The organism is uncultured Williamsia sp. (genome assembly GCF_947494875.1).
Classification (GTDB): Bacteria; Actinomycetota; Actinomycetes; order Mycobacteriales; family Mycobacteriaceae; genus Williamsia_A.
The window spans coordinates 334,689-348,391 of sequence record NZ_CANLWM010000002.1; the positions used below are offsets into that span (position 1 = coordinate 334,689).

A 13,703-nucleotide genomic window follows, 5' to 3' on the forward strand; every position below is an offset into this window, starting at 1 on the left:
TATCCCCGGACCCACCGACAGCGGAATCTCCGGCGGGTGTCGGTACGTTCTGGTGTTCATGAGCAGCGAGAACCCCGCCCTGACCATGTACACCACATCCTGGTGCGGCTTCTGCGCGCGGCTGAAGACCGGTCTGCGCAGCGAGGGCGTCGAGTGGACCGAGATCGACATCGAGCGCGAGCCGTCGGCCGCCGAGTTCGTCGGCAGCGTCAACAACGGCAACCACGTCGTCCCGACGGTGAAGTACGCCGACGGCACCACCGCCACCAACCCGTCCGTGAAGGACGTCCTCGCCAAGCTCGCGAGCTGACCGCCACATCCGTGGCAGTTCGTGTCGCCTGACGACACGAACTGCTACGTCTGTAGCGATCTTTCCCGCTCAGCGGGAAGATTCGCTACGGATCAGCTCGTGGCCCAAGCGGTGACGAGGCCGCGGGCGATGGAGATCGAGCCCGGCAGGCGGAGGCGGACCGACGGGTCCTCGGCGGCCGACTGCGCGCCGGACGGGTCGCCGCGGAGCCACTCGTCGCCGCTCTCCAACGCCGCGAGGACCTCTTCGCGGGGGAACCAGACCGCCTCGGTGATCTCCCCGTCGAGGTAGTCGAGCGGCTGGTCACGGTCGGCACGGGCCTCGAACCCGAGCATCAGCGACCGCGGGAACGGCCACGGCTGGCTGCCCAGGTAGCGCGGGTCGACGACATCGAGGCCGGTCTCCTCGTGCAGCTCCCGCACGACGCACTGCTCCACCGACTCCCCCGGTTCGACGAATCCGGCGAACGTCGAGAACCACTTCTCCGGCCACCCCGACTGCCGGCCGAGCAGAACGTGGTCGGCGCCATCGTGGACGACGGTGATGATCGCCGCATCCGACCGAGGGAACTCCTCACGCCCGGTCACCGTGCTCTTGCGGGTCCATCCGGCGCGCGCGGGCACCGTGGGGCTACCGTCGACCGGCGAGAAACGGGCCGTCGCATGCCAGTTCAGGATCCCCAGCGCGGTGACCAGCAGCCCGGCCTCGTCGGGGTCGAGGCGCCCGAGGCTGCCCCGCGGATCGGCGGTCTTGCCCTCGATCTGCTCGACACGCATCGTCCACAGGTCGATGCCCTCGCGGATGCCGATGAACACCGCGTCCTGCGGGATGGTGTCGCCGAACGTCGACGACCGCTCCCACCGGAGACCCTCCGGGCCGATCCCCGACCGCCCGTCGGCGTCGACGGGCAACACGCGGGCGTCACCCCATCCCCGGGCGAGCCTCTCGGCGTCGTCACGGATCTCGTCGGCGCGATCGATGGTCGACCGCGACAGCAACGGCGGTTCGACGAAGGTGAAGGCCACCTGCCGAGCCTAACGATCGCGGATCAGGCCGCCCCGCGGCGTGGGGTGTAGCTGTCGACGTACGGCCAGCCGGTGGCGTCCGCCATCCAGCGCATCAGCCGGTCGATCGCCTCCCGCGCGTCGTCGGGGGTGAGACCCGTCGGGTCGAACACGTCACCCACATGGATGGTCACGTCACGACGCGACCACCAGTGCTCACCGTCGGCGGTCCCCGTGATCGCGAGTGGCACGACGGGCGCTCCGGTGGCGATCGCGACGCGCAGCGCCCCCGTGTGACCCCGGTGGATGCTGTGCGACGTCACCCTGGACCCCTCCGGGTGCACCGCCCACGCGGCACCGGACGCGACCACGGCACCCGCGGTCGACAAGGCGTCCGACGCGGCGTCCCCGCCGTCACGATCGACCGGGATCTGTCCGATGGACCGGAAGAACCACTGCTTCATCCGGCCGCGCAACCCCGTCTCCGTGAAGTACTCGGCCTTCGCGAGGAACACGACCGGGCGCCGGGCCGCGATCGCGAGGTGGAACGAGTCGGAGACGGCCTGATGGTTCGCGACGAGGATCAGCGGTCCGCGACGTGGGATGGCGTCGGAGCCGACCACGACGGGGCGGTCGCGCAGACGGAAGAGCGGCCCCAGGACGAGGACCCGCAGCACCCACTGGACGACCACACAGGTTCGCGTCACCCGCCCTGTCTACACCGGCGCAGGGTCAGGCGGGACCCTTGCGCACGTAGAGAAGGCGGTCGCCGTCCTCGATGGCGTCGACCTCACTGTCGTCGACGCGGTACAGACGGCCGTCACGCACGACACCGAGCACGATGTCGACGAGGTGCTGCGGGCTGGCGCCGTGCTCGTCACGCTCGACGTCCCGCTCGGCGATGGCGTAGCCGGCGTCCGGGGTCAGCAGGTCCTCGATCACCTCGACGACGGCCGGGGTGGAGGTCGCGAGCCCCAGCAACCGCCCGGCGGTCTCCGACGAGACGACGACCGAGTTCGCACCCGACTGTCGGATGAGGTGGGTGTTCTCCGCCTCCCGGATGGACGCGACGATCTTCGCGCGCGGTGCGAGTTCGCGCGCGGTGAGCGTGGCGAGAACAGCGGTGTCGTCGCGGTTGGTGGCGATGACGATCGACGCGGCGTGCTGAGCACCCGCAAGGCGCAACACATCCGAGCGCGTTGCGTCACCGCGGACGGTGACGAGACCCTCGGCGGCCGCGCCCTCCAGAACGGTCGGTTGCGAGTCGACGACGACGATCTCGGACGGCTTGGTCCCGTCGGCCACCATCGCGCGCACCGCGGTCTTGCCCTTCGTGCCGTATCCGACGACGACGGTGTGGTTGCGCACCTTGCTCCTCCAACGCTGGATCTTCAAAGCCTGCCGGGACCGTTCCGTGAGCACCTCGAGTGTGGTGCCGACCAGGACGATCAGGAACATCACGCGCAGCGGGGTGATGATCAGCACGTTGATGAGACGGGCCTCGGGGGTGAACGGGGTGATGTCGCCGTAGCCCGTCGTCGACAGCGACACCGTCGCGTAGTAGAGGCAGTCGAGGAACGAAAGCTCGTTGTCCTGGACGTCCCGGTAGCCGCCGCGGTCGAGGTAGACGATGAACACCGCGGCGAACAACGCGAGGAGCGCGAACAGCACCCGCCGACTGATCGCCCGTACGGGGCTGGCCTGCATCTCCGGGATGCGGACGACGCCGACCAAGGCGTGGTCGGGCATGGCGGTGAGGTCGTCCGGACGCAGGCGGCGACGTAGGGGTCCAGGCATCACGGGGACTCTAGCCCGACAGACGGCGGCGATCAGGCACAGTGGTGCGCATGGCCACGCTCCTGGACAGACTCCCGACTCCCGCAGCCGTCCGCCGTCGGCGCATCGCCGAGCGCGACGCCCGGATCATGGGCGGCGCCCTGATCGGCATGGGTGTTCTGCACTTCGCCGTCCCCGCTCCGTTCGACTCGATCGTGCCGCCCGAGATCCCCGGCGACGCGCGCACTCTGACCTACGCGTCGGGCGCTGCCGAGGCCGCGATCGGTGCGGGGCTGCTCTACCCGCGCACCCGCCGCGTCGCGGCCACGGCCGCGGTCGCGTTGTTCGTCGCGGTCTTCCCGGCCAACGTGAACACGCTGCGACTGTTCAAGGACAAGCCGGTGCTGCTCGCCGGCGCCGCCGCACGGCTGCCGCTGCAGGTCCCGATGATCACGACGGCGCTGCGGATCCGTCGGGACTCCTGACCGCCAGCAGGCGCGCGAGGCCGTCACGGTCGGGCAGGTCGTCCGGCTCGACGGTGACGTCCGGCCGGACGTAGTGGAATGCGGCCCGGACGCGGTCGAGCGGTACACCCGAGAGTTCCGACCAGGCCACCCGGTAGGCCGCGAGCTGCACCTGCAGCGACGCGCGGTGCGCAGCGGCGGGCAGGGCCCCGGTCTTCCAGTCGACGACGATCGCCGACCCGTCGGGCTCGGTGAACACCGCGTCGATCCGACCGCGCACGACGGTGTCCCCGACGACGGTCTCGAACGGCACCTCCACCTCGGTCGGCGTTCGTGATGCCCACTCCGACGCCAGGAACGCCTCCCGCAGCAGCTCGAGGTCGGCGTCGGCGTCGTTCGATTCGTCTGCGGCACCGGGCAACTCGTCGGTGTCGAGCAGTCGGGTGGCCCCGAAACGTCGTTCGACCCACGCGTGGAACGCGGTGCCCCGGCGCGCGAGACGGTTCGGCTTGAACGGCATCGGCCGACGCAACCGACGCGCGAACGCCGCCTGGTCGCTGTCGAGTTCGACCAGTTCGCTCACCGAGAGGTGCTGCGGCAGCGCCACTTCGAGGTCGTAGACCGTCTCGGCGGCGCGTTCGGCGAGCAGTGCGTCCACCTCACGTTCGAGGACGGTGATGTCGTCCTCGGGGTCCGGGTCGACCGTCATGTCGGCGCCGGGGGTGTCGAACAGTCCGGGCGCGCCACGGCGCCGCAGGGCCTCGCGCACCCGATCGGCGCCGGCGACGATCCGCGACCGGTGCTTGCCCAACGGATCGCGCGGCCACTCTTCGGTGATCGCGTGCTCGGCCAGCGGGTTGGTGGCCCCGTCGGCCGGGTCGTCGGCCCAGGTGACGATGCGCATGCCGGGATCGTCGGCCTCGCGCACGATCTCGGCGATCTCCACGAGGAAGTCCGATGGACCCTTCGGCTTGTCGTGCTTGGCCGTCCACTGGTGACCGGACACCAGCAGCCGTCGCTGGGTGCGGGTGAGGGCGACGTACAGCAGTCGCCGGTCCTCCTCGAGTTTGCGGTCACGCAGTGCCTGCTTGTGCTCGTCGATGCGGTCGACGAGTTCCTTGCGGTCGTCGACGCCCTCGAGGCGCAGCGGCGGGAAGCCGACACCGGTGGCGTCGGCGAGATCGCCCCGCAGGTCGGCCGGGAGCTCGCGGGCGCTGCCCAGCCAGGTGCCGTCCGCCTTGCCGCCCGGGAAGATGTCGGTGCACACGTGCGGCAGCACGATGACCTCCCACTCAAGGCCCTTCGCCGCATGCATCGTGAGGATCTGCACGCGGTCGTCGGCGATCTCGACCGCACCCATCTCGAGACCCTTCTCGACGGTGGCCGCCGAGTCCAGGAAGGCGAGCAGCCCCGACAGCGTCGCCGACGGCCGCTCGGCGTAGGTTGCCACGTGATCGGCGAAGGCGTCGAGGTGTTCACGCCCGGTGATGACCCCACGCATCCGGCGCGCCCGGACCTGGGTCTCGACGGCGACTCCCAGGGTGGCCTCGACGTCGGCGACGAGATCGGGCAGCGACTGTCCGATCCGGCGACGCAGGCCCTCGAGCATGTGCCCGAGGTCGACGATGCGTTTGTGGCCGGTCGGGCTGTACCGCGACGCCTCTCCCGGGTCGGCGATGGCGTCACCGAGACCCGCCTGGTCCGCGCTGTCGGAGGGGAGCACCGCGTCGAGCGCGTCGTCGAGGGCGGCGACGGAGTCGACGGCTCCCCCGGCGCCGGGACCGCCCGCGACCGCGAGCTCCCGGGCACGCCGCCACAGCGCCGCGAGATCGGCGGCGCCCAACCGGAACCGCGCCCCGGTCAGCAGTCGCATCGCCGCCGTGCCGGCCATCGGGTCGGCCATGAGCCGCAGGGTCGCCACGATGTCCTGGATCTCGGGGACGAACAGCAGTCCGCCGATCCCGACCACCTCCACGGGGACACCCCGCGCCTCCAGCTTCGCCGCCAGCGGCGCCGAGTCCTCGTTGCGGCGCACGAGGATCGCGGTGGTGGGAGGTGAGGCGCCGGCCTTCTCCGCGGCGTCGTACTCGCCGACGACCGCGTCGGCGATCCAGACGCGTTCGTCCTCGACCGTCTCGTGCAGCGCGACGTCGACGGTCCCCTCGGGGGCGTCGTCACGCGACCGCAGCACGCTGACGGGGATCCCCGCCGCCCGCAGGTCCCCGGACACGCGGTTCGCCAGCCGCAGCGCGGTTCTCGGGTTGCGCCAGCTCGTCAACAGCTCCCGACGCGGTGCCGGCGCACCGGACGCCGTCGGGAAGTCGGTGGCGAAACGCGGGAGGTTTGCGGCCGACGCGCCACGCCAGCCGTAGATCGACTGGATCGGGTCACCGACGGCCGTCACCGCGACGAGCGGGCGATCGGGTCCGGCCGGCCCACCGAACAACCGGGACAACAGGATCCGCTGGGAGTGGCCGGTGTCCTGGTACTCGTCGAGGAGGACCGCGCGGACGGTGGCCCGTTCGGCCTCGGCGACCTCGGGGTGGTCGCGCACCAGGCGCGCCGCGAGGGACATCTGGCTGCCGAAGTCCAGGACGTTCTGGCTGCGCATGGTGTCGGCGAGGCGTTGCACCAGCGGCACGAGCCGATGCCGTTCGGCGACGACCTCCTGCATGTCGCGCAGCGCCTTCGCCGGCTCGGCGCGTTGTCGCGGGCCGGGTGGGAGCGTGTCGATGAGACGGTGCAGTTCCGTCCCGCTCGCCGCGATCGCGGTGAGGTCGACGAGATGCTCGGCGGCGTCGGAGTACAGCGACAGCACCGATTCCGTGACGCCCTGCGGTGTCTTCGTGGTCTCGAGGTCGTCGGTCCAGCCGCCGACCACCTCGAAGGCGACCTGCCACAGCTCGGTCTCCGACAGCAGCGTCGACGCCGGCTCCACCGGCAGTAGCAGCCCGTGGTCGGCGATGAGGCGCCCTGCGTAGGCGTGATAGGTGCTGACCTCGGGATCGGCCGCCCGCAGCACGGCCCGTGTCGTCCCGTCGGGGTCCCAGTGCAGCATCGCCGACGACGCGGCGAGCATCGCCAGGCGGCGGCGGATGCGCGCGGCGAGTTCGGCCGCGGCCTTGCGGGTGAAGGTGAGTCCGGTGATCTCGTCGGGCGACACCATGCGGTTGGCGACGAGCCACACGACGCGCGCCGCCATGGTCTCTGTCTTGCCCGCCCCGGCGCCGGCCACGACGAGCAGCGGCTCCATCGGCGCCTCGATCACCGCGACCTGTTCGTCGGTCGGTGGCGGGAGACCCAGTGCGGCCGAGAGGCTGCGGGCCGAGATCGTCGACCGTCGGCTGAACGCTCCCGAGGTCAGGACGTCAGTCATCGGTCACCGCCTTCCCGGCCGACGACGCCGGGCACGACGCGGTGAGCGGGCAGCGCACGCAGCCGGGGTTGACGGTGGCGAGGAACGTCGGGCCGGCGCTGCGGCGCGCCGCGTCCCGCACCAGCCGGGTCCACTCGGCGATGTGGTCGGCGGTCAGCGGCGGTTGCACGCGCTCGGCGGCGCCGGTCGTCCTGTTCGAGGACGAGACGTACACGAGCCGTCCCCCACCGGGTTCCGTCCGCGGCACGCCCTCGACGCCGCCGAGGTGCACCGCGAGCTGGTAGGTCGCGAGCTGGGGGTGTTCGGCGGCGTCGTCCTTGCTGATCGGCGTCTTCCCGGTCTTGACGTCGACGATGACGGGCCGCCCCTGGGCGTCCCGCTCGAGACGGTCGATACGTCCCCTGATCCGCACGGCGGCGTCGGAGGGGTCGTCGGGGTCGGGGGGCAGGACGACGTCGACGTCGACCTCGACGCCGATCTCCTCGAGATCCCCGCGGGACCGTTCGAGCCACGTGCCGAAGTGGTCGAGCATGGACTCGACGCGGGTGAGTTCGTGCGTGGAGTACCACTGTGCGCCGACGTCGACCTGATCCCAGATGCGACGCAGCGACGCCGTCACCTCGTCCGGCGGGATCCGACCTGCAAGGGCCTGCACCAGGGTGTGCACGACGGTGCCGGCCACCGCGGGCGCGGAGTCCCCGTCGCGGCCCCCGGCCCGTTCGAACATCCACCGCAGCGAGCACCGGTGCACGGCCTCGACGCTCGACGGTGAGACCGTGATCGGTCCGCGGGACGGATCCCACAGCGGCGCATCGGTACTCGGCTCGGCGATGCCGAACCAGTCGTCGGGGTGGGCGCCGGGGACACCGGCGTCGGCGAGGCGCGCGAGCATCTCGGCGACGCGGGGGTCGGGGTCGTCGGCGCTCACCCGCGCCCGCAACGCCGCCACGATCGACGGCAACGACAACGTGCGGCGCACCGCCGGCGCCACCTCCAGGAGGCCGTCGGCGGAGACGACGGGCGTGTCGGTCTCGGGCTCGTCGCCGGCGAGGACCGCCGCGAGCTCGACGAGGAACCGCGACGGGGCCGCGTCACCGCTGCCGTCGTCCACGGCGGTCACGAGCAGTCGTCGGCGGGCCCGGGAGCAGGCCACGAGGAACAGCCGGCGTTCGTCGGCGACGGCGACAGCGGTGCGCGAGATGGTGTCGAGGCCGTCGACCGCCACACCGTCGAGGAGGTCGACGAGAGCGGATGTACCGAGGATGCCGCCGCGACTGCGCAGCGAGGGCCACAGGCCGTCCTGGACGCCGGCCACGGCGACGACGTCCCACTCCCGCCCCGCCGCACTGTGCGCGGACACGATGGTGACCGCGTCGGCGCCACCCGTCCGCCGCGGGGCGTCGCCGGCGATCCGCAGCGCGCACACGTGGTCGACGAAGGCGTCGACCCCGGCGGCGGGCAGGTTGTCGGTGAAACCGGCGGCGACGTCGAACAGGGCGACCACCGCGTCGAGGTCACGGTCGGCCTGATCGGCGGCGGGACCACCCCGCAGGGCGGTCGCCGACCACCGGCGGGCCAGCCCGGTCGCGTCCCAGGCGGCCCACAGCACGTCCTCCACCCCGCCCCCGCGGCGGTGTTCGCGCCGCGCGGCACGGACGACGTCGCGGACGCGGACCAGGGGTGCGCGTTCGGGCGCGGTCAGCGCGTCGAGACGCGCCGCGGCGTCGGCTCCGGTCGGCGTGTCGAGGTCGTCGGCGAGGACCGCGACGATGACGTCCACCGAATCCGTCACGGACACCGCCGGTTCCGCGTCGAGGCTGCGCCGCAGTCCGCGGCGGAGGCGACGCACGGACGTCGGGTCGGCACCGCCGATCGGTCCGGACAGCAGGGCCAGCGCCTCGTCCCCGTCTATCGACCCGTCGACGGCGCGCAGCACCGACAGCAACGCCGCGACGGACCGCTGCTTGTGCAGCGGCAGTTCGGAGGCCGGCGTGACCACGGGCACCCCGGTCGCCCGCAGCGCCCGGCGCAGGGCCGCGGCCGATCGCGCCACGGACCGCGTCACGATCGCCATCTGCGACCAGGGCACGCCCTCGAAGACGTGCGCACGGCGGAGCGCGTCGGCGATCGCGGTGGCCTCCTTCGCCGCCGACGCGTAGGACTCCACACGCACCGGCGCGCCGGCCCCGAGGACGCTCATCGCGGGCCGCTCGTCGTCCGGGTGGTCCCCGGGGCGACGTGCAGGGCGATGCGCCCCGGGCAGTCGCGCGGCGATGGCGTCGATGACGGCGGTGATCTCCGGGCTCGCGCGGCGGTCGGTGGACAGGACGATGTCCTGTGAGGAGCCGGCGTCGACGAGGTCGTCGAGGAAGCGGGGCGTGGCGCCGCGGAACGCGAACACCGTCTGGTCGCGGTCGCCGGCGACGACGGTCTCGGCAGCCCCGATCCCGATGAGGCGGACGAGGTCCGCCGCCTGCGGGTCGAGGTGGTGCGCGTCGTCGACGAGGAGGTGTCGGATGCGCGCGCGTTCGCCGGCCAGCAGGGCGTCGTCGGTGGACAACGCGGTGAGGGCCGACCCGATGAGTTCGGCGGCGTCGACCGCGGGCGAGGTGGCCTGCGGTGACGCCGATCCGACGGCGGCGCGCAGCAGCGTGGTCTGCTCGTACTGGCGGTAGGCGATGCCCGCGGCGACCCATTCGTCGCGGCCGTGGGCGCGACCGAGGGTGATGAGTCGCTCCGGCCCGACGCCTCGTTCGGCCGCGCGCATGATCAGGTCGCGTAGCGCCTGCGCGAAGCCGTCGGTGTGCAGGGCGGGCCGCAACCGTTCGGGCCAGTCGCGTGCGCCGTCGGCGATGTCACCGGCGAGGAGCTCACGCAGGACGGCGTCCTGTTCGGATCCCGTGATGAGCCGCGGTGGGGGGTTGCCGTTCGCCGAGGCCTGCAGGCGCAGGACGGCGAACGCGTAGGAGTGCACGGTCCGGACGAGGGGTTCGCGGGTGGAGGAGCGCGCGGCGTCCCGATCGGGACGGGCGAGGACGCGTCGGGTGATCTCCTCGCGCAGCCGGACCGCAGCGCGGCGATCGGAGGCCAGGAGCACCACGGATTCCGGGTCCGCGCCGGCCGCGGTCAGTCGGGACACGGCGACGTCGACGACGAGCGCCGTCTTGCCCGTGCCGGGCCCGCCGGTGATGCGGATGGGCTGCCAGCCGCGACCCTCCCCGGGCAGCGGCGCAGCGACGAGTCGCGCGGCGGCGCCGTCCCAGGTGCGAGCGGTCGGCTCGGCGTGGGCTGCGGCGACCAGTGTCGCGGGGACCTCGACCCGCCGTCGCGAGCGAGTGTCCTGCGGCGACCCGTCGTACATGGCAGACCTCCTCCCGTGCGGTCGACACCGATCAGATCACCCGCCACCGACAGCCGCCGCAGCCGGTGCCAGAACCGTTCCACACGATCCCTCTCCCCGCGCGCGACGGCCGCCCGGCATGATCGGGCCCCATGACGACGATGGCGGTGACCACCTTCGGACCGGCCGACGGAGAGACCGTGCTGGTGGTGCACGGGGTGACCGGGCACGGTCGTCGGTGGCGGCCCCTCGCGGAGGATCATCTGCCCGAGGTGCGGATCGTCGCGCCCGATCTGCTCGGACACGGGCACTCGTCGTGGGCGGCGCCGTGGACGATCGAGCGGCAGGTCGCGGGTCTCGTCGAGGTGCTCGACGAGCACACGTCGGGACCGGTCGTGGTCGTCGGGCATTCCTACGGTGGAGCGCTGGCGCTGGCGCTGGCGGCCACCGCGCCCGGGCGCGTCCGCGGCCTGGTGTTGCTGGACCCCGCCGTCGACCTCGACGGGGACCGCATGGCCGACGCCGCCGCGTCGACCCTCGACTCCTGGTACGTCCGCGACCGTCAGGACGCCTGGGACCGCAAGCGTGCGGAGTCGTGGTGGGAGGTCGACGACGCCGTCCTCGCCGAGGAGATCGAGACGCATCTGCTCCCGACCGGCGACGGACGATGGACATGGCGGCTGCATCCCGGGGCCATCATGACGACGTGGAGCGAACTCGCGCGGCCGTTCGCGCTCCCCGAGGCGGGCGTGGAGACCGCGATGATCGTCGCGGACAAGGTCCAACCGCCGTATTCCTCGGCCGATTTCGTCGCCGCACTCACCGAGCGTCTCGGTGACCGGCTGACGATCCACCACGAGGACTGCGACCACATGGTCCCGTTGTCCCGGCCCGAGCTGACCGCCGCGACGATCCGGGATGTCCTCGCCCGCACCGCCTGAGGACACGCCCCACCCGTCGAGTGGGCGCTCGGACGCGTCGAGTGGGCACCAGGCGCCCACTCGAACGCTCCTGCCGCCCACTCGACGTCTCCTGCCGCCCACTCGACGTGGGGGTGACGGGGGAAACGGACGTGGGGGTGACGGCGGGGCGTGTCAAGGATGGGCGGTGAGGGCCTCGGCGTCCGCGCGGAAGTGGGCGGCGATCAGGTCGGCCATCGCGTCGTCGGCGCCGAGCGGCTCGGCGACGGCATCCGCGCCCGCCCCCGACAGCCTCGTGTGGAACAGACCCGGCGCCAACAGGTACGCCGCGACGACGACACGCCGCGCGCCGCGTCCCCGCGCGGCCTCGACCGCCTCGGCGACGGTGGGCGATGCCGTTGCGACGTAGCCGATCTCGACGGGCGCATCGACGAGGACCGAGAGCTGGTCGGCGGCAGTGCGCACATCGGCGAGCGCGTCGGGATCCGACGATCCCGCCGCCGCGAGCACGACGTCGTCACCCGGGCGCCACCCGGCTGCGTACAGCCGCGCCAGCAGGACGTGTGCGATCGCGGGATCGGGGCCGAGCGCCCGCGTGACCCTCACGTCCGACCGTCCAATCCGCGCCACGTGCTCGGGGATGTCGACGCGGACGTGGTAGCCGGAGGCGAGGAACGCCGGCATCAGCACGGCCGGACCGTCGATCTCGTCGAGGACCTCCGACGGTGTCGGACCGAGGACGTCGACGAACGCCACGCGGACCGGGCCGACACGCTCGGACACCTTCTCGGCGAGACGCGCGACGGTCCCGACGCCGACGGTCGACCGGGTGCCGTGGGCGACGAGCACGAGGGTCGGGTCGGTCATTCGTCCTCCCATTCGAGGTCGACGGCGAGACGGTAGCCCCGCTTGACGACGGTCTGCACCATCGTGGGATCGCCCAACGCCGTACGCAATCGGGCCATCGCCATCTCGACGGCGTGGGTGTCCCCTCCGCCGCCGGGCAACGCGGCGAGCAGCGTGTGCCGGTCGACGACGCGACCCGGCACCCGGGTCAGGGCGCGCATCAGGGCGAGGCCGGCGGCGGTGAGCGGCCGGGCCGTCCCGTCGACGGTGACGCCGCGGGCGAGCACCGTCACGTCGTGACCGGCGACGCGCAATGTCTGTGTACGCCGGGGCAACTCGTCGGCGATGGTGCGGGCGAGAGCTCCGAGCCGGAACCGGGCGGGCTGGATGGTCGGCACCTGCAGGGCCTGCAGCGGCGCCGCGGTGACCGCACCGACGCACAGAGCGGGCACCGTGGTGCGCAGCGCGTGCAGGAAATCGTCGAGAGCGCCGAGATCCCGTGCGCGCCCGAGCATCGACGCGACCGCGGGCGCACTCGTGAAGGTGATCCCGTCGATGTCGTGGCAGATGGTCGCGCGGATCATCTGGTCCATCGCGGTGGTGTCGGCGGGCGGTGTCCACCGGTAGACGGGGATCGGGACGACGATCGCGCCGGCCTCCCGCAGCACGGCGCACAGGTCCGGCAGGGGCTCCCACTCGGTGGTCGCGCCGTGCAGTTGCACGCCGATCCGCGACCCCTCGACGCCCTGGGCGAGGAGATGGTCGATGACCTCGCTGGACGACTCGTTCGGCGGCGACCACTCCTCCCGCAGACCGGCGGCGCGGATGGCGCCCTTGGCCTTCGGGCCGCGCGCGACGACCGTCGACCGTCCCAGCGCGTCGACGAGCTGCTCGGCCGTACCCCACCCGTCCGCGGCCTCCATCCACCCGCGGAACCCGATACCGGTGGTCGCGATGACGATGTCCGGCGGGTCGGAGGTGATCTCGCGGGTCACACGTTCGAGTTCGGCGTCGTCGGCGAGCGGGATGATGCGGATGGCCGGGGCGTGCACCACCTGTGCACCGCGTCGGGCGAGCAGCGCCTCGAACTCGTCGGCGCGGCGGGCCGCGGTGATCCCGATCGTGAACCCCGCCAGGGGCGGTGCGACGGGCGGGTCGCCGACCGCCTCCGCCGGCGGGGCGGGGCTCACCACGCGGCTACGTCGACCCGGCCGCCGACCACCCGCGTGGCGAAGGCGCCGAGGCCGACTGTGTCGTCGTCGAGACAGCGACCGGTGCGGAGCGAGAAGACCTGCTTCAGCAGCGGCGACGCGACCGTCGGCTCACCGTCCCGGTCGCCGACGAGACCCCGCGACATCACCGCGGCCCGACCGAACGGGTCGATGTTGCCGACCGCGTACAGCTCCCCGGTCGGCAGCAGGAACAGCGCAGCCTGCATGCCGTCCGGCATGAGTACGGCGACGCCACGCCCGGCGACCAGTGCGTCGAGTCGGCAGGCGGGGACCCAGTCGGTGTCCCCGACGACACCGTGGGCGCGGTCGTGGTGGGTGAGCGTCATCGCGGTTCTCCTCGAACTCGTGTGCATCTCCAGTGTGTCGGCGTCGTGTGACGGCGACGTTTCCCCGATGTCGGCGTGGCGTGAACACGCAGGCCAGACGGCGTGTCGA

Annotated in this window: 11 protein-coding genes; 3 read left to right on the top strand and 8 right to left on the bottom strand. The window is 72.6% G+C overall.

The genetic code is table 11. The features are described 5' to 3' along the window. The first annotated feature begins 58 nt into the window (after positions 1-58). On the top strand, positions 59-310 hold the full coding sequence (locus Q1A98_RS07000) for a mycoredoxin (protein ID WP_299571320.1): 252 nt from the start codon (positions 59-61) through the stop codon (positions 308-310). A gap of 92 nt (positions 311-402) precedes the next feature. On the opposite strand, the gene nudC is transcribed toward Q1A98_RS07000, so the two are convergent. The 3 genes from nudC to Q1A98_RS07015 are packed head-to-tail and all read right to left on the bottom strand — an operon-like array spanning position 403 to position 3,111. Then, positions 403-1,335 (bottom strand): NAD(+) diphosphatase, encoded by a 933-nt coding sequence (gene nudC, locus Q1A98_RS07005; RefSeq protein WP_299571322.1) that lies wholly within the window; start codon positions 1,333-1,335, stop codon positions 403-405. A gap of 23 nt (positions 1,336-1,358) precedes the next feature. After that, on the bottom strand, positions 1,359-2,021 hold the full coding sequence (locus Q1A98_RS07010) for a 1-acyl-sn-glycerol-3-phosphate acyltransferase (protein WP_299571324.1): 663 nt from the start codon (positions 2,019-2,021) through the stop codon (positions 1,359-1,361). Between the two features lie 25 nt (positions 2,022-2,046). Next, positions 2,047-3,111 (bottom strand): TrkA family potassium uptake protein, encoded by a 1,065-nt coding sequence (locus tag Q1A98_RS07015; protein WP_299571327.1) that lies wholly within the window; start codon positions 3,109-3,111, stop codon positions 2,047-2,049. A gap of 50 nt (positions 3,112-3,161) precedes the next feature. Here Q1A98_RS07015 and Q1A98_RS07020 point away from each other — a divergent pair, with 50 nt between their 5' ends. After that, positions 3,162-3,575 (top strand): hypothetical protein, encoded by a 414-nt coding sequence (locus Q1A98_RS07020; RefSeq protein WP_299571329.1) that lies wholly within the window; start codon positions 3,162-3,164, stop codon positions 3,573-3,575. Here the strand turns inward: Q1A98_RS07020 and Q1A98_RS07025 are convergent. Both Q1A98_RS07025 and Q1A98_RS07030 read right to left on the bottom strand, forming a co-directional pair. Next, positions 3,541-6,930: an ATP-dependent helicase gene (locus Q1A98_RS07025; RefSeq protein ID WP_299571332.1), complete on the bottom strand. Its 3,390-nt coding sequence runs from the start codon at positions 6,928-6,930 to the stop codon at positions 3,541-3,543. The genes Q1A98_RS07020 and Q1A98_RS07025 overlap by 35 nt on opposite strands. After that, positions 6,923-10,291 carry an ATP-dependent DNA helicase gene (locus Q1A98_RS07030; protein ID WP_299571334.1) on the bottom strand — a complete coding sequence of 1,123 codons (3,369 nt, stop codon included), beginning with the start codon at positions 10,289-10,291 and terminating at the stop codon, positions 6,923-6,925. Before Q1A98_RS07030 ends, Q1A98_RS07025 begins: the two co-directional genes overlap by 8 nt. Positions 10,292-10,422: 131 nt before the next feature. Here Q1A98_RS07030 and Q1A98_RS07035 point away from each other — a divergent pair, with 131 nt between their 5' ends. Further along, positions 10,423-11,211 carry an alpha/beta hydrolase gene (locus tag Q1A98_RS07035; RefSeq protein WP_299571336.1) on the top strand — a complete coding sequence of 263 codons (789 nt, stop codon included), beginning with the start codon at positions 10,423-10,425 and terminating at the stop codon, positions 11,209-11,211. A 153-nt stretch (positions 11,212-11,364) separates the two neighbouring features. On the opposite strand, the gene Q1A98_RS07040 is transcribed toward Q1A98_RS07035, so the two are convergent. Genes Q1A98_RS07040 through nirD form a run of 3 tightly spaced genes read right to left on the bottom strand, consistent with a single transcriptional unit; the run spans position 11,365 to position 13,594 of the window. Next, positions 11,365-12,057 (bottom strand): sirohydrochlorin chelatase, encoded by a 693-nt coding sequence (locus Q1A98_RS07040; RefSeq protein ID WP_299571339.1) that lies wholly within the window; start codon positions 12,055-12,057, stop codon positions 11,365-11,367. Next, positions 12,054-13,229 (bottom strand): uroporphyrinogen-III synthase, encoded by a 1,176-nt coding sequence (locus Q1A98_RS07045; RefSeq protein ID WP_299571341.1) that lies wholly within the window; start codon positions 13,227-13,229, stop codon positions 12,054-12,056. Before Q1A98_RS07045 ends, Q1A98_RS07040 begins: the two co-directional genes overlap by 4 nt. Further along, positions 13,223-13,594, bottom strand: a complete 372-nt coding sequence (nirD, locus tag Q1A98_RS07050) for a nitrite reductase small subunit NirD (protein WP_299571344.1) — start codon at positions 13,592-13,594, stop codon at positions 13,223-13,225. Before nirD ends, Q1A98_RS07045 begins: the two co-directional genes overlap by 7 nt. Between the last annotated feature and the right edge of the window lie 109 nt (positions 13,595-13,703).

Excerpts from the sequence above, each read along its gene's own strand:
- Q1A98_RS07000 (WP_299571320.1), top strand. The coding sequence starts at position 59 with ATGAGCAGCGAGAACCCCGCCCTGACCATGTACACCACATCCTGGTGC.
- Q1A98_RS07015 (WP_299571327.1), bottom strand. The coding sequence starts at position 3,111 with ATGCCTGGACCCCTACGTCGCCGCCTGCGTCCGGACGACCTCACCGCC.
- Q1A98_RS07020 (WP_299571329.1), top strand. The coding sequence starts at position 3,162 with ATGGCCACGCTCCTGGACAGACTCCCGACTCCCGCAGCCGTCCGCCGT.
- Q1A98_RS07025 (WP_299571332.1), bottom strand. The coding sequence starts at position 6,930 with ATGACTGACGTCCTGACCTCGGGAGCGTTCAGCCGACGGTCGACGATC.
- Q1A98_RS07030 (WP_299571334.1), bottom strand. The coding sequence starts at position 10,291 with ATGTACGACGGGTCGCCGCAGGACACTCGCTCGCGACGGCGGGTCGAG.
- Q1A98_RS07035 (WP_299571336.1), top strand. The coding sequence starts at position 10,423 with ATGACGACGATGGCGGTGACCACCTTCGGACCGGCCGACGGAGAGACC.
- Q1A98_RS07040 (WP_299571339.1), bottom strand. The coding sequence starts at position 12,057 with ATGACCGACCCGACCCTCGTGCTCGTCGCCCACGGCACCCGGTCGACC.
- nirD (WP_299571344.1), bottom strand. The coding sequence starts at position 13,594 with ATGACGCTCACCCACCACGACCGCGCCCACGGTGTCGTCGGGGACACC.